The 14,532-nt window shown below is 42.1% G+C and carries 15 protein-coding genes; 5 read left to right on the forward strand and 10 right to left on the reverse strand.

Annotated elements, in window-relative coordinates:
- Positions 1-3: 3 nt before the first annotated feature.
- The 9 genes from EDF88_RS22925 to EDF88_RS22965 form a co-directional block, all read right to left on the reverse strand.
- Entirely contained in the window at positions 4-714 is a 711-nt protein-coding gene (locus tag EDF88_RS22925; RefSeq protein WP_347876567.1) for a TraV family lipoprotein, read from the reverse strand.
- A 143-nt stretch (positions 715-857) separates the two neighbouring features.
- Positions 858-1,607: a DsbC family protein gene (locus EDF88_RS22930; RefSeq protein ID WP_208326170.1), complete on the reverse strand. Its 750-nt coding sequence runs from the start codon at positions 1,605-1,607 to the stop codon at positions 858-860.
- A gap of 101 nt (positions 1,608-1,708) precedes the next feature.
- Positions 1,709-2,215, reverse strand: coding sequence for a hypothetical protein (locus EDF88_RS22935; protein WP_134187576.1), 507 nt, complete (start codon positions 2,213-2,215; stop codon positions 1,709-1,711).
- 11 nt (positions 2,216-2,226) lie between these two features.
- Positions 2,227-3,594: a TrbI/VirB10 family protein gene (locus tag EDF88_RS22940; protein WP_134187578.1), complete on the reverse strand. Its 1,368-nt coding sequence runs from the start codon at positions 3,592-3,594 to the stop codon at positions 2,227-2,229.
- Positions 3,584-4,030, reverse strand: a complete 447-nt coding sequence (htdO, locus tag EDF88_RS22945; protein ID WP_134187580.1) for a plasmid transfer protein HtdO — start codon at positions 4,028-4,030, stop codon at positions 3,584-3,586. The genes EDF88_RS22940 and htdO overlap by 11 nt, the downstream gene beginning before the upstream one ends.
- Positions 4,027-5,256 (reverse strand): type-F conjugative transfer system secretin TraK, encoded by a 1,230-nt coding sequence (locus tag EDF88_RS22950; RefSeq protein WP_134187582.1) that lies wholly within the window; start codon positions 5,254-5,256, stop codon positions 4,027-4,029. The genes htdO and EDF88_RS22950 overlap by 4 nt, the downstream gene beginning before the upstream one ends.
- 1 nt (position 5,257) lies before the next feature.
- Positions 5,258-6,040, reverse strand: a complete 783-nt coding sequence (locus EDF88_RS22955) for a TraE/TraK family type IV conjugative transfer system protein (protein WP_134187584.1) — start codon at positions 6,038-6,040, stop codon at positions 5,258-5,260.
- A 27-nt stretch (positions 6,041-6,067) separates the two neighbouring features.
- On the reverse strand, positions 6,068-6,382 hold the full coding sequence (locus EDF88_RS22960) for a type IV conjugative transfer system protein TraL (RefSeq protein ID WP_115632052.1): 315 nt from the start codon (positions 6,380-6,382) through the stop codon (positions 6,068-6,070).
- Positions 6,383-6,429: 47 nt separating this feature from the next.
- A complete protein-coding gene (locus EDF88_RS22965) occupies positions 6,430-6,777 on the reverse strand; it encodes a pili assembly chaperone (protein ID WP_115632053.1) in 348 nt (115 codons plus the stop codon).
- Positions 6,778-8,519: 1,742 nt separating this feature from the next.
- Here EDF88_RS22965 and EDF88_RS22970 point away from each other — a divergent pair.
- From EDF88_RS22970 to EDF88_RS22990, 5 genes are all read left to right on the forward strand, one after another.
- Complete coding sequence (locus EDF88_RS22970; protein WP_134187586.1) at positions 8,520-10,151, forward strand: hypothetical protein; 1,632 nt, start codon at positions 8,520-8,522, stop codon at positions 10,149-10,151.
- Positions 10,152-10,263: 112 nt separating this feature from the next.
- Positions 10,264-11,376 carry a hypothetical protein gene (locus tag EDF88_RS22975; protein ID WP_134187588.1) on the forward strand — a complete coding sequence of 371 codons (1,113 nt, stop codon included), beginning with the start codon at positions 10,264-10,266 and terminating at the stop codon, positions 11,374-11,376.
- Between the two features lie 15 nt (positions 11,377-11,391).
- A complete protein-coding gene (locus tag EDF88_RS22980) occupies positions 11,392-11,601 on the forward strand; it encodes a hypothetical protein (protein WP_115632056.1) in 210 nt (69 codons plus the stop codon).
- 3 nt (positions 11,602-11,604) lie between these two features.
- Entirely contained in the window at positions 11,605-12,315 is a 711-nt protein-coding gene (locus EDF88_RS22985; RefSeq protein WP_134187591.1) for a hypothetical protein, read from the forward strand.
- A 243-nt stretch (positions 12,316-12,558) separates the two neighbouring features.
- Complete coding sequence (locus tag EDF88_RS22990) at positions 12,559-13,446, forward strand: hypothetical protein (RefSeq protein WP_134187593.1); 888 nt, start codon at positions 12,559-12,561, stop codon at positions 13,444-13,446.
- A gap of 76 nt (positions 13,447-13,522) precedes the next feature.
- Here EDF88_RS22990 and EDF88_RS22995 read toward each other — a convergent pair whose 3' ends face one another.
- Positions 13,523-14,362 (reverse strand): Dam family site-specific DNA-(adenine-N6)-methyltransferase, encoded by an 840-nt coding sequence (locus tag EDF88_RS22995; RefSeq protein ID WP_134187595.1) that lies wholly within the window; start codon positions 14,360-14,362, stop codon positions 13,523-13,525.
- Between the last annotated feature and the right edge of the window lie 170 nt (positions 14,363-14,532).

Here is a 14,532-nt window from a genome sequence, read left to right on the forward strand (position 1 = left end):
CTGTTACAGCTCACGAACGACACCATTGGCCGTTACTGCTTTGGTTGCTTTTTGCTGCAACTGCATATTTTCACGAGCAGAATCCTGAACTTCTAGCGGCACAATTCTTGCTGGATTTGTCGTGGCATTATTACCGGCGATCCAGGTTTGAGGGCGAACGTTGACGTATACATAGCCAGGAAGATTAAGGGCATTGTTATCGTCAGTGTACGGGGCAAATGTTATGCGCATGACTTTGCCCTGCTGAAGCACGGCAAGAGGCTCAGGTGCTACTACAGGTTGTTTGTAGCCCTGAGATCGATATTGCTGAACCTGATTCTGCGACAATGTAGGGTTAACCGGCTGGCCGTTGTAGACGGAATATAGATCCTTTGCTGGTTTTATATCGGAATTGGGATTGTAATACCGTGGGGCAGGTGTTGCCTGAACCGGGGTATTGATAAATGGATTTCCACTGGCTCGAGTCACAGAACCCTGGCTGACAGGCGTTCCACCAATTGGACGCGGTGAAATTGTATTCGATGACAACGCGACAGGCGTGATAGTAGTTGCTACAGGCTTATTAATCAGCGTCGGTGACTTAGGATACTGAACTTCGCCCGGAGGTGTCACCTGTGCCGGGTAGCGACTGTCAGCGACAGTCGATTCCCCCTTTCCCTCGGTTTGCTCTCCATTGGTATCAAATAAATCATCACGGTTATTGGTTAATTCCATTACTTCCCGAGGACCTTTACAGATAACCCCATTTTCAACACCGGGACATTCTGATTCAGAACTACCTATGCAACCAGTGAGATAGGTAGTTGACAAAACGATAAGGGCACTAAGTACTGTTCTTTTGGTATTCATTTTGTTACCTATTCAGTGGCAAATGGGTTTTTGAGTAACGGAGTAACACTTTGCTTAAGCCAGTAATCAAAATCCTTTGGAATTCCATTACCGGCAAGACCATCTTCACGCACAACTGATGGCACTCCCTGGAGGTTATATACTCCGGCCAACGCCATGGACGTTACCAATGGCTCGACAGAACATGATTCAGATTCTTTGACAGGTAGCCACCGCTTTTCGGTATCGGCTTTATTTCCGGTTAACCACTGGATAATATCGAAATCAGTAATTTTTCCCTTTTCGCGACTACACCAAAGTCTTTGTAGTTGTTTTTTTGGTTCGCCCGGGGAGGGGATTAGAACAATATCCACACGATATTTTTCACGGTCTGCAACAAATTTCTTTATAAGATCTTCACAACCATCGCAATCGAGTGTGATGAAAATTGCAGCCTGACGCTTAAGTTTTGGGTTACCGAGAGGAATTGACGCCACTTTATTTAATGGAAACGGAGAATCACTTAAACTAATAAAATATGATTTTCTTATTTCGTCTACTTTAAAAAGTTGAGTTCGTTTAACGACATCAACAAGACTTCCACCGGATAGTGTATATCGACCATTAGTGGTAACGGCCATAAGCTTTGAGTTTGCATCTTCAAAAAGATACAACCCCCCGGTTGGGAGATAAATTGCATCTTTTGGCTTATACGCCTGCATTTTTGACATTAAGCTCTGAAGGTCAGGGCTAATTCCGCCTTCCTTTGCTTTGGACATCAACGCACTCGCATCCGAATCAGTAAATACAGTAGATTCAGCATTTACAACCACAGAGCTCATTACGCTTAACACTGCTAGTAATGGAATAATTACTTTTCTCACTGAGTGGTAACCTCATTAAAGTTTTCATTGCTACCCAGCGATTTTAACTCATCCATCAATGCGTCCCCGTCGATATAGGTGACAATTTTCACACTTGAAGGAATTGAAAAAGTCAGTGCCGAATCAATGACCAAAAATCCATTCAAACGGTATAACGCCATCAATTTTCGGGTGTATATGCGGAATTCTGGTTCTAACTTTGCGATTTCTCTTTCATCACTATTTTTTAAATTATTCTGCCGTAAAAATTCATCTCTGATTTCTGAAACGTTCATCACAGCAATACGGGGGGTATCCGTACCAAATGTTGGCATTTTAAAAGTAGAAATATATTTATATCCGTAGATACCGACAATGGTTAAAAGGAGCGCACCGGCAGCAATCTTTAGCACTTTTTCCAGTTCAAATTCTAAAGTTACTTTTTTTACCGCCTTGCGGCCCCCACCAACAGGGGCCTCAACTTCTGGTAAAGTAATTTCTTTTTTATCGTCTTTGTCTGTCACGGGAGTATTCCTTATCGTGTAACCAGATTTGTTGGAATTGTTGCTCCAGACTGGACAACAAAGGTGATAGGGCGGCCAGGGCTAATTTCAACTACAGGCCACTGTTGCTCTGCAATACTGGTGTAGTAATCAACTAATCTGTTCAAACCTCCACTCGCAGCTCCGCTTCCGGCCAAGGCCCCTAGCGCACCAAAATTCGGCGTTTGATACTGTGCTTGAGAATTAGGGTCGATATTGAGCGAAGATACCTTGCTAGGGCTTAAACTTCCGGCCAAGGCTGACAATCCCCCTGCAAATGCAGAACCGGCTATTGCATTACCATTTCGGCTAATCAGATTGCCACGAATCCCATTTTTACCGTCGTTTTCGGAAACAGCGTAAGCTTCCAGCTTGACGTCAAACGCCTTACCTTTTGAGTTAACACAAGAGATTGATGTGGCCCGTATGTAGGCTCGTTGAGATGCCAGATCACCAACTGCGGAGCCCAAGAGGTTGCAATCTCGAAGGTCCATAGTGAAATTATTAGGCATCAACACATCTTTCTTGATTCGCATCGTGACTGGCATGGGCTCGGCCTTCGATGACATACTCGTAGGCGCTTCTAAGCCTGTGATGAGTACTCCAGTAATAATTGATGTCGCAGGTAAATACATTTCATCTTTTCTGGCTGCGTGACGAGCTTTGCTATCAACTGGTGTTGTCCCATCAGTTTTAACTGTCCTCATACCTGCCTTTTCTGCACCCGGGAAAACTTCTTTACCTTCTTTAATCTTTTGTTCGGAAATAGGCGTAACCTGAATCACTCCTCCTGAGGCATTTGTTTTAATAGATGATTGAGTAATTGTGCGCATAGGACTCATACGCTGTGGTGTAATTACACCACCTGCATCATAGCTATTATTAACAGCAGCATTGGTATTGAGTTGGTACGGCGTTGCAGCCGGAGTTGCCCCACTGTTACTTTGTGGAGGATTGCGACTATCGAGGCTTCGGTTTGGATTATTTCGATTAGCCTGCATATCTATAAGCTGCTGCTTAAGCTGACCCAACTGTGAGTTCAGTTCGGCAACCTGAGTCCTTGTTTCCGACTGTATTTTTTCGGCCTTATCACGCTCAGCTTTAGCTTCATTCTGATCTTTTCGGTTCTGTTTAATCATCTCGTCATAAGTCAGCTGGCTTTGTTTAGAATCCAGCTTATTCATTTGAGAATCATCGAGTAATAGTCCCGTTTGCATATCTTTCTTTTGGGTATTGACTCGTTTCTTTTCAGCAGGGCTGAAAAGTGATTGGCTGATGAAAAATATCAAAACGGCAATAATGACAATCAGCGTACCATACCGAAAGGATTTATTCGTTTCCCATTGTTTTTTAATGTCCATTCTCTGCTCCGTTTTGAGGTGCCAGATATCGCTTAATTTTGATTTGCCGCTCACTATCTTTAAGTTGCGGAACAATGTAAGGCTGTCCTGCTTTCACCCAGGATTCGTCATTAGAACTGTGTATAACCTGATCAATTTCTTGCACATGCAACTGTTCTGAAGTTACTTTTTTTGAATTAGTTTTTTTCTCGGTTTGATCTAATGACGATTCGGCTTTGCTACTTACAAATTTGGATTCTAAAGAATCATCAGCAAATTTGATTACCGTCTTATTCTCCTCAGGTAGAGAAATCGAAATCACCGGCTCACTTGGAAGTATTTGTATCTCACTCCGCTCTATATAATTACTTATGTAATAACAGCGTGTAATTAAGAAAACACTAAAACCCACCAAGGAACATTTTATAAATTTTTCAAAAGTAACTTTTATATTCATTTGCTATTGATCAGACTAGGTCTCGTTGTTACACGGGCCTTACGCTCCTGGAAGAGCTTATCCCTGACGATATACAGTTCGGTTTCTTCACCCGGTTGTAGAAATGCTTTATCAAAAAGAGCACTAGCAATAACGCCTTCAGTCAGGCATTGCTGATCGGCTACAACCTGCCCATAAGGTTTATCATTTTTAACCAGAACGATATCAATCAACTCTCTGGCCCCTACAAGACGCTGACCGAGTTTTGCATACATGTTGAATTTACAGGGTGCTTGTTCGCTTGCTGGAATGCGTGACAAACGCTCTGTCTGAAGACTGAAACCAGACGGAACTTCACCCAACGCAACAGGGGTGAGCAAATCCATAATCCGTTGTTTATGATCATCCTGACGCGGGTCAGAAGGGCTCATTTCTTCTTGTTGGGATCGCTCGAGCATTTCCTGATACTGCTGTGCATCAATAGATTTCTCTCTCTTCGCCTGCATTTGAGGACTCAGCGAAGTGTTCACTGAAATCATTGCCCCAGGCACATCCAGTGGGATAAGTGTCAGGTTATAAGTACTTTCTGGAACATTGTCTTCTGACAGCATAATTCCGATTGGCTTGGCAATATTGGTAGTGATGTATACATCTCCACCATCAACAAAAATACTGGCATCCTGCTCAGGTGTAGAAGTACTGACAGAAGCGTTCTTGAACGTAGTAGAAATTCTGTTTTGTAAGCCTTTGGATACCGGTAAAACTATATTTCCGCCTGGGGGAACGTTAACCTTTTGGACTTCCTGATAGCGGCTCTTAGCTTCTGTAAACAGGACATCAGTTTTAGACGGCGCTGCGGTTTGAGCTTTCTGAGGCGCTCCAGCTGCTCCATCAGTACGTCCACGGCCATATTCGTCAAAATTACCTGAGGCTATTTGTGCGTCATATCCCGGTAATGTAGGGTTCTTGTTCAGTGCGTCAGTGATTGCATTAACAGCAGGTGAAGATGAACTGGCACCAGACAGAGGGACTTGTGGAAGTGCTGTCGTTGGTTTGTTTGTAGTCGGTGATTCAGATGCCATTGCCGATTGTGCAACCTTTTGAACACTATCTGCTCCCACAGGAATTGCCACGGGGTTATTAACGGCAGCTGGCAATTGATAATCTTCAGCATAAACGCTGTGGACTATTCCCAGACTCAATAGCATTGCCATCGATTTAACTTTGAAATCCCTCAAGTTTTTCATTCTATTCCCCGGATGTGGTTGGCGGATTGTCCAGTTTTTGAAGTTGCTCTTTACCATTTATCGTTATTTTTTTGATATTTGGTGTACCGGCATACTGGTTTGCATAGGCAATTCGTGGCATACCCTGTCGTAAGCCTATAACCCACTCATAAGTCCATTTCGACGTCTCTTGCTTGTCAGAAACATTCGTTAACTTCGTAGTTTTAGTTCCCCAGACATAGACCATGTCATTTTTTTCGTCGAAAAAAATATCAATCGGAGTAAAGGTCTGATCGACCCCCCTTGTTTGCATGATATTTATTTGGCTTTGTAATTCCGCAGCAATCCGACCTTGAAGCTCTGGAGAAAGTGATTTGATAATGTAATCCATGACGAATTGAATGTTTTTTGGGTTTATGTTCCCCAACATAGTGCTGTAAAAAAGGGCCCACTGAGTCTTGTAGGATTCAGAGGCTTTATTACCAATCACTCGAATTTCTTCGTTCATATTCGGAGGGGTGACTACAGTTACTGGTTTATCCAGGAAAATTTCTTTCCCGACTAACCCAGCAATAATTACTAATGCCAGTATGTTGGCATTAATGATTTTTGTATTCCGGCGTATCAATTCACTATAAGCGATCCCAGCCGGTGCGCTTTTCGATGTCGAGCTCATGTGCGAGCGGGTATCCAAAAAGCGACCATTTCTCTTCTGAGTACTTTTCTGAAGGTTTTCAGTTTCGGAAGTATTATCGCTCGCCTCTTTTTTAAAGAGAATGGCTTTTATTTTTTCGTAAATATTCATATTCAACCTTATGGTGTATTCGTGATTTCAGGAATACAGGTCGCGAATAAATGGGTCACTAAAGTAGCGACTGCTAAATACCGTTTTTCCCGGCAGGAATCCCAGCCACCACGCTTTATGCCGCAGGTAACCACGAATCCCTAGTTCAGCAGCCTTTTTGTAGGCTACCCAGTAAATCGCTGCAATTACGGTTGCGATGGTAAAACAGTCAAAAATATTACCAAATGCACACAGTAAAAAACTAAGGCCCAATTGCTTGGCATCCCAGAACAAAATGAGCAAAGGCATGTTTATCCGATAGGGAAAACGGTAACTATGTTTTGGTACTGCATGCTCTGTCATGAATTACCTTAGGAGGGGGCTAGCCCCCTCGTTAGAATCGGGAGCTTTTAGAGCGGTACACCAGCATCCATAAATCCGCCGATGATTTTTTCACCGTTAGCAATGATCAGCATGATGAGGAACGAAACTGCGGCCAGACCTGGGTTTGGTTTCAGAACAGAAAAGTAACCGCATGAGAAGAGCATGCAAGCGGCGAGGATCTTACCTGGGGCTCCTGTCAAACCTTCGCTGAGGTATGACCAAATTTCACCAAGAGCACCATCATCAGAACCTGCATAGGCGAAACCACAAGTCAAAACAGTTAGAATGACTAACAGCGTGATGTTGAGTGCTTTGGTTTTATTTACGGTCTGCTTTTTATCAGTCGCAAAGTTTTTGTTTAACGTAAGTTCCATATCGACTCCGAAAGTTAGTGGGTTAACGAAAGCAGGGATATCGTACCTATCTTTTTTCTGGCTCAAGATCGGATAGACCCCGATTTTTTTCGCTTTAGTACGAGGGAAAGGATTGAGCTGAAAACTAACGATTTCGAAGTATGATTTTTTAAAAAAGAACTTTAAAAAAAACTGATTAAATTTTGTTCCCTTTTAATAAGATCTCTCTTTTTAGATCTCAAAAGGATCTCTAAAAGATCTCAAACAGATCTCAACTGATCTCCATGCTGATTTGTTGTTTTAATTCATGGGATTAGGAGGTGTTTTGAACCGGGGTGACGGACACTTTGACCAAACTCACGGACACTGTGACCATGCAGACGGACGATTCGAAATGAGAACGGACACTTATACCAACGAAGCGGCTGGTTAAACCAAGATGACGGACACTTACTCCATAGTTATCCACAGGCTCTATATTTTTCAGTTGCTTAGGTTGTTGATAAGGTGTTGATATCCTTTTTCTTAGCTTTATGGAATTAACTCTCCTAAGAAACGACCATCCATTCAGTCTCATTGAGGCTAAATCTGTAGCCGTCAGAACGGACATAAAAACCATATAGACGGACATTTAAATGGTCGAACAGATCTACAGTTGCTTAAATGATTTGATTGTCTGGTCCTCTGGCCTATACATCTAACCAAACAGACGGACATTTAGGTTTGAAAGTACAGTTTTCACCAACTGGACGGACATTTATGAGAGGGGACGTAGTATCCCGCCAAGCAGACGGACATTTAACTGTTGTTAGTAGATTTCAAACCAAGGTAACGGACACTTAAACCGAGCAGGCGGACAGTTATCTTTGAAAAGTATTTATCTAGCCAAGTAGACGGACACTTATCATTCAACAGTAATTATCTAGCCGAGTAGACGGACATTTATCATTGAGCGCTATTTACCTCACCATGTAGACGGACATTTATCCCTAAACGTACTTAACGAAACCAAGAGGACGGACACTTAAGTGAATGTCACCCTCGAAAACCTGGAAGTCGGACACTTTGGCTGCATGCTAATGCCAGTTTCACATGGTAATGGTTACATGAACGGGCGAATTTGCGCTTAATGAAAGGGTCCGAAGTTACTTTTTCTGACTGGCTTACCCTGTTAAATGCTTTTTAATGTGATCACGTTAACAAAGTTAATAACGTTATTCTTATGCTGAAAAAGTACTTTTTTTCAATAAATAGCCTTTCTATAAGTAGTTTTTAAGTCATCCGCTTTGATTTCTGAAGTTGTTGTATTAACACTTTTCTAACTGCTGTCCGGACTACTCAACAAAAGTTAACCCCCCCCTCAACCCGCTGCGCCTCTATTAAGTGTCCGTCTACTTGGCTAATGGGATAAGTGTCCGTCAGATTGGCATGATGGGTTGAATAGATAAATGTCCGTCGAACTGGCATTGTTGAAGGCTACTAGAAAGCGAGTAGGAAAGTGATGTGTGATGCCGAAGTGAACGAAATTTGGTTAGGTGTCCATCTACTGTTCATGATTTAGGCCAGGGACTCTGATAGGGATGCAAAGTTACTTTCCGAAAAAACATAATTGTTTGGATAGTGAGTTTTCATCGCTCCAATATAGAAACATTTTAAGCAAAGTGTTTCATATTGTTTCAAAATGCTCGGGATGTTGATTCATCCCACTTGTTTTTGTGTACAATCAGGTACAACAAAACATATGCAATACCAGCAGGTTTTAGATGGATATCTCAACAATAGTCGATTCATTCATAACAACTAGGTTTGGTCATAAACAGGCTGATATCGACGAAGTCTTTTATGAGGCTTTGTTATCAAGCCTCGTGACCAAAGTACAAGCCAGGCTAAACAAAGAGATCTTTGCATCTTTCGCTAATGATCCTGAAATGCAAAAGGATTTAGTGGTCGCGATCCTGGAAAAGCTGCATAAAGGCAGTGAAGTAACAAAGCCTGTTGATGAACAAAGATCTGACGATGAAAAGGTCCCGGCCAATACAGCAAATAAAATCAATGATGGCCCAGTAGTAACCTCCGTTGCTTCGCCTTCGTCGTCTCCTGTCAAAGAGACTGAATCAGTACCGGTATCCGCCGCTAAGATAGAAGCTGAAAACAATTCGAATGGTGTCATCACTGGTGTTCTGGAACCGGAAGACTTCAATGATGAACTGAGCGAGTTGATCCCTGATGACGGCATCATGGGAAAAAATAATAAATTTCCTAAAGAGGTCCAATCGCATCCCTTAGTCCTGCTAAGAATTCCATTATTTGTAGCTGGTCGGCACAATCACAAGTCAACTGACCTTACTGACCACGAGTCGGGTAAAGATATCATTAGCAGGTTTTCGGCCCAGGGATACGAAGGGTTCGACACAGTGCATATAGAGGGTCCTACAATGAACTCTCTTCACTTTATTGTGTGGAATGCCATCGTCAGATGTTTCAGGGAAACAAGTAAAGCAGAGTTGGTCAAAGGTGAAGGAACGATTGTCATACCCTTTACCAAATTCATGGATTACTCCGGTGTTAGCGCTAAGAACAAGCGTATGAAGCAGCGGGAAAAAATCATTGAAGCGATGAGAGACATTAAAAAACAAGTCATCGTCATTCGGAACAAGAAATTACTTCAGGCAGAAAGATATGAACAGGACCCGGACGTTGAAGTTAGCGCTGAAGTAGAAGAAGAGGGGGGGCTTAAGGAAGCTGTCTATGATTTGATAAGCAGCTACATTATTGATCAGGAGAAAGATACCGTACAGGTTTCTGTAAGCCGGACATTCTTTGTCATGTTTTCTACTTACCTTATTCCTATCGATCAGAATATTCTTCTGAAATATAAAAGTGAATTACTGCGAATTGTATTGTTATTTATTAATTCTCTTCCAGCAAGCGGAAATAGACATTTAACTCTCAAACGAATCATTGAACGTGCTAAACCGCAGAAAGAGACAATAAGGGCTCGTGACTACCACGAAGTGCTGGAGCTGATGTTAGAGCTGAAAAAAACAGAGCGGGTATCTTTTGAGCTTATTGAAGCGGAAGACGTAGATAAGATTGTTTTCAAGAACTTTTCCCATACCTTACAACGAACACAGAATTCAGAAATTCAACAACCTTCCTTAGCTCGTCGCCCGAAAAGAACCAAATCTGAATCTGACTTACAGTTCCTCGTGCGTCTAAAGAAATGGTTAAATGGTATCTATCTAAAAATTCAAAAATACTCACAAGATTCAGGTGATCAGAAGTTAACCTTCATTCGCTTTAACCGCATCAAGAGTCTATGTGAAGATGCAGCTCTGACCGAAACTAAAGATGCTCGCGAATTTTTCCAAAAGATTTATGACCTTCGTAAATAGAATCTAATGAAACTACAGTAGGATTTTGTAGTTTCATTAATTTATTTTCTTTCCAGAATTGCTATTAGCATTTTCAACATTGTGTGTATGATCTCTTAAAAGGAGAACACTTATGCACAAAGAAATCATTTCTACAATTATTGAAATTCATCCCGATGAGCTTTTAATTGAGGCTGGGTTCAATCCTCGTGAGGCATTTATTGGCGACAAGTGTTATACACTGGAACCAGTAAAATCAACTATTGTTGCCATTAAACTTGCCTACAAAGAAGGGCGAAGCGTTGAGCTTATCAAGGTCGTTAAACACAACAATAAATATGTTGTCAGGCAAGGCCATTGCAGAACAATGGCGCTTAAGCAGGCCATGAAAGAGGGCGCTGACATTAAAAAATTCAAGGTGATGCTTATTACCGGATTATGTGATGGTGAAGAGTACCTTGAAAATATTGATGGTAATCAACGTAACGCCCTCAATCCTGTTAGCCAGGGCTTTGCACTGCAACGAGCTCTTACATTGGGTTATTCGGTCGAAGAGTTGGCCCAAAGATATCAGCGGTCAATCACCACCATCAGGAATACATTAAAGATTATGGAAATGCCTGAGCCGCTGCTCGTATTGCTTTCGTTTAATCGTATTAAGAAGACATTAGCAATTGAAATTATGCTGCGTTATGAAAACGATCACAATAAAGTCATGGAACACCTTCGTTCCGTATTTCCTGATATTGATAGCCTTGCCACGGCAGAAGTTTTAACTATCTCCGAAACAAAGCATTCAAATTCAGTAGTTTCAATGCCAACAAAGTCAAATGAGAAAAGCATTACTACTCCAAATGATGATTTGGTTGCTGAAAATCAAGAGGCTGAGCCTGTAAAAGAGAATGACGCAAAATTGACACGTAAATCACTCGGCATCCGAGTGCTGTCAAAAAAGAAAACTGAGCGTTTAAAAAGTAGCTTTTTAAAAATTACTAACGAAATTAAACAGGCCGAGCCTTGTGATGAAACAGTCGTCGAGTTACAAGTGGACAAAAAATTCGTCTCTCATTTCGAACATGTTTCCAAAGAGCATTGTTCAGAAAACGGTGATGGGCTTTGTCTTAAATTATCTGAGAATCAGCTCAGGCTTCTTGCTAATCTTTTAAGTAATGAACATGTAGCTTTATTCCTCACCAAAGAACAGGTTACAGAAGTCACTGAAATCCAGCAAATGCTTGCCAGCTAGTCTATTGGAGACACTATGAAACGTATTTTGTTTGGCACAACCCCGCTGACCTTGATTGACACAATCGGGCATCTTAATGATGCACAGAAGGTTCTTTTAGAAAGAAAAGCTCAAATTGATGATGGTGTCCGATTCGATCATGTCGATGGGGGGCATGATGCTTTTGTTGGAACTGTACTTAAGTCACTTGATGAAGTGAATGTTAAAATTAGCAAACTGGGGTAGTCGATGGCTGTATATCTTTTCACTAAGGATTATCACTTAATCTCGCCTGGAATCATCGTTAATTCCAGGCTGGATGGCTACTACTATGGTTTAATCTCACGTGAATGCGATAGCTGCAATGGCGCAGGCGCTGTAATGGAAGCGATCTGCTCACATTGCTCAGGTTCCGGAACGACTGGCCCTTTAGAAGAGCGCTTGTATGAATGGAATGAACTTGGCTTAGGGCACGATAAATCAGTATTTGATAGCAATCCGGATCAGGAATCCTGGAAAAAACGGCATTCAGATATCATTGATGCGCTCAGGAATGGTAAGCAAAACTCATTTTCTACGAGTCTGTTAAATCAGTTAGATTCTGGATTGTTTCTGTCAGAAAAGCAGTATGAGGTATTTTGCTCTCTGGCACCAAAGCTGCCTGCTAGTACATCTAAAGAAGAGGTTGTTTTAGCTCTTACCCATAAATATATTAAGGGTGACAGGATTAAGATTACCATCGTATTTACTGATTGTGTATTTCGTATTAATAAGACAACTAAAGCCACTTATTATATTTTCTCAGGAACAACAAGTGAGGGGCTTTTTGCTGCATACGGCCCTAATCAGCAGTCATTTTTATTAGGTACTAAGTATGTCATTACCGGTCTGGTGAAATTCGTGGGTGAATTGAATAGTCAACCCTGTGCATATATTGCTATTGCATCCCAAACAACCTAGTTCAAGCAAAGGAGTGCTTTGGGCTCTGTCGAGCCGACCCACTCACGGCATTACATTGGCTTCGCCATCCCCTTCTTCCCTGGTATTTTGTTTTCCGGCATATCGATCCTCATCTGAAACATGGGTTAACTGAAATTTCTCAATAAAAAACAATGTTATTATTAAAAAACACTGTTTTTATAAGATTCATTTCAGCACCTGATTCTGACTCAATAAATTTAAATCAATGCAAAGGGCGGGATAATGACCATCAGTACTTCTGACTTTAGTTTAGGGATCATTAGTTCAACATCACGGTTTGTTTCATCCAGTAATTTTAAAAGAAATGTCACAATCCCTGGTTCAGGGTTTAATCTGCGCTCGGGGGATGTGAAGGAATGCGAAAAGTTGCCCGGAAAGCTGACACTTTCTGGACCAGTTTGCCACCGCAAAAGTGGTTATGTTTTATTCTCATTGCTAATCGCCATACACAATCAATGCAATCGGGCACCAGCTCCTTACGAACACACTGGCCCTGACGTTACCCTTAATGCTTCTTCCTTACGGATTCGTTTAACTGTTAAAGATTGGGTGTGTATGGCTAGGAAAATTGCCCATGATATTTCACGTTCAGGCTTAATTAAGATTGGCAGTTATTGGACTATCAACAAGGCTGATATAGAAGAGTTATTGTCATGCCTAAGTGCTACAACCTGCACATATAAACCCTATTCTACCAAGAGTCATCAATTTCATTTTATTACGTCAATCGAAAGATGTGTGAGAACCGATACTTACTCATTAACTTTCCCGGCAACGATTCATTTACTGCTCGATATCTATGGTGGTCTGGTTGAGCAGGAAGTCATCAGGTATCTGAATACCAAGCTCAAAGGCATGCCAGCTCTGTATGATTTTGTATCGACGTCTAACAAGACCAGTCACCTGATAACGGAAATCAGTTTAGCCACAGGGCTGACTAACAGGAGGATTGAAAAGTTACTTTCTCAACTCTCACATCAGGGTTTGGCTTCATATCTTATAGATGGCAGTGGGGACGATAAACGGATAGAAGAGTTGAGCCTGTATAGCTATTCGGAACCACGGCGTACTAACCTGGATGATTATTACATGGTGACAGATTCAGCTTGATTGATGTCACGGAGTGCAGCGAATTCCCGGTCACATTGGGTATTGCCGGTAATGCAAATACCCGGGCGGGTTTGTCCTACTCGAGAACAGCCAGGATTTCAGACACAGCCTGGCGACTTCCAGAACTGGCACCCACTGAACGGTACGCCGAAAGGCGATGGATTTTAAAGTTTCGCTCTTCGTATAAATTAACCGCAAATTCGGTATCGCTGTTTGATATCGCCACACGTGCGCCTTTCGCATGGGCCGCAACGAGCAGATCAGCTAGTCGAGTATGGCTGGCTTCTGAAAACTCTTTCCCGTCATACTTTGTGAAACTGTCTTTTTTAAGTTTGATATATGGAGGGTCGCAATAAATTTGATCGTGACCGGTCGCGGCCACCAGCGTCTGTTCAAAATCTGCGGAGATTAACTCGACACCTGACAGACGGAACGATAGATAGTCGAGTCTTGGAAAATTTGGTTCCAGGTGGTCTTTTTTATTCCAGGGGACATTAAATTTCTTATTCTTGTTGTAACGACACAGACCGTTAAAGCACAGGCGGTTAATCGCATAGAACAATACGCTTTTGCGGATCTTATCCTCAGTAGTCTGAAACTCTTCAACGAGCCGGTAATAACCAGGCTTATCAAATGTGCTCTCGGAGAGCGCCGTTATTTGCGCGATAAACTCCTGTTTTTTCGTCTGAATGGTTTTATAGAAATTGATGAGGTCATCGTTACTGTCAGAAAGCAGGGCATGATTTGCGAATACATTCAGGAAAACCGCGCCAGAGCCGGTGAATGGTTCTACCCATCTTCTTGCTGGGTCCATGGGGAACACGCGTCTGATAAACGGCATCAGTTTAGTTTTGCCGCCAGCCCATTTAAGCATGGGTTGATGAAGTGGCAGTGGGGTTCCTTCTGGATAATTCATTGGTGCCAACGTTTCTTATTGAGTTGATGGCTATCAGCTTATAACAGGTCGATGAAATCCTAAGGGGGTTAGCTGCATGAAAATAATTGTGCAGTTCTGTCATTTGAGTGGGGAAGATGTTAGCTGCATGAAAATAATTGTGCAGTTCTGTCATTTGAGTGGGGAAGATG

Source organism: Buttiauxella sp. BIGb0552, assembly GCF_004366275.1.
GTDB lineage: Bacteria > Pseudomonadota > Gammaproteobacteria > Enterobacterales > Enterobacteriaceae > Buttiauxella > Buttiauxella gaviniae.

What these genes read in the sequence shown, in the direction of transcription:
- EDF88_RS22925 (WP_347876567.1), bottom strand. Translation starts at nt 714, where the DNA reads ATGGAATTAACCAATAACCGTGATGATTTATTTGATACCAATGGAGAG.
- EDF88_RS22930 (WP_208326170.1), bottom strand. Translation starts at nt 1,607, where the DNA reads ATGTCCAAAGCAAAGGAAGGCGGAATTAGCCCTGACCTTCAGAGCTTA.
- EDF88_RS22940 (WP_134187578.1), bottom strand. Translation starts at nt 3,594, where the DNA reads ATGGACATTAAAAAACAATGGGAAACGAATAAATCCTTTCGGTATGGT.
- htdO (WP_134187580.1), bottom strand. Translation starts at nt 4,030, where the DNA reads ATGAATATAAAAGTTACTTTTGAAAAATTTATAAAATGTTCCTTGGTG.
- EDF88_RS22950 (WP_134187582.1), bottom strand. Translation starts at nt 5,256, where the DNA reads ATGAAAAACTTGAGGGATTTCAAAGTTAAATCGATGGCAATGCTATTG.
- EDF88_RS22955 (WP_134187584.1), bottom strand. Translation starts at nt 6,040, where the DNA reads ATGAATATTTACGAAAAAATAAAAGCCATTCTCTTTAAAAAAGAGGCG.
- EDF88_RS22960 (WP_115632052.1), bottom strand. Translation starts at nt 6,382, where the DNA reads ATGACAGAGCATGCAGTACCAAAACATAGTTACCGTTTTCCCTATCGG.
- EDF88_RS22965 (WP_115632053.1), bottom strand. Translation starts at nt 6,777, where the DNA reads ATGGAACTTACGTTAAACAAAAACTTTGCGACTGATAAAAAGCAGACC.
- EDF88_RS22970 (WP_134187586.1), top strand. Translation starts at nt 8,520, where the DNA reads ATGGATATCTCAACAATAGTCGATTCATTCATAACAACTAGGTTTGGT.
- EDF88_RS22975 (WP_134187588.1), top strand. Translation starts at nt 10,264, where the DNA reads ATGCACAAAGAAATCATTTCTACAATTATTGAAATTCATCCCGATGAG.
- EDF88_RS22980 (WP_115632056.1), top strand. Translation starts at nt 11,392, where the DNA reads ATGAAACGTATTTTGTTTGGCACAACCCCGCTGACCTTGATTGACACA.
- EDF88_RS22985 (WP_134187591.1), top strand. Translation starts at nt 11,605, where the DNA reads ATGGCTGTATATCTTTTCACTAAGGATTATCACTTAATCTCGCCTGGA.
- EDF88_RS22990 (WP_134187593.1), top strand. Translation starts at nt 12,559, where the DNA reads ATGACCATCAGTACTTCTGACTTTAGTTTAGGGATCATTAGTTCAACA.
- EDF88_RS22995 (WP_134187595.1), bottom strand. Translation starts at nt 14,362, where the DNA reads ATGAATTATCCAGAAGGAACCCCACTGCCACTTCATCAACCCATGCTT.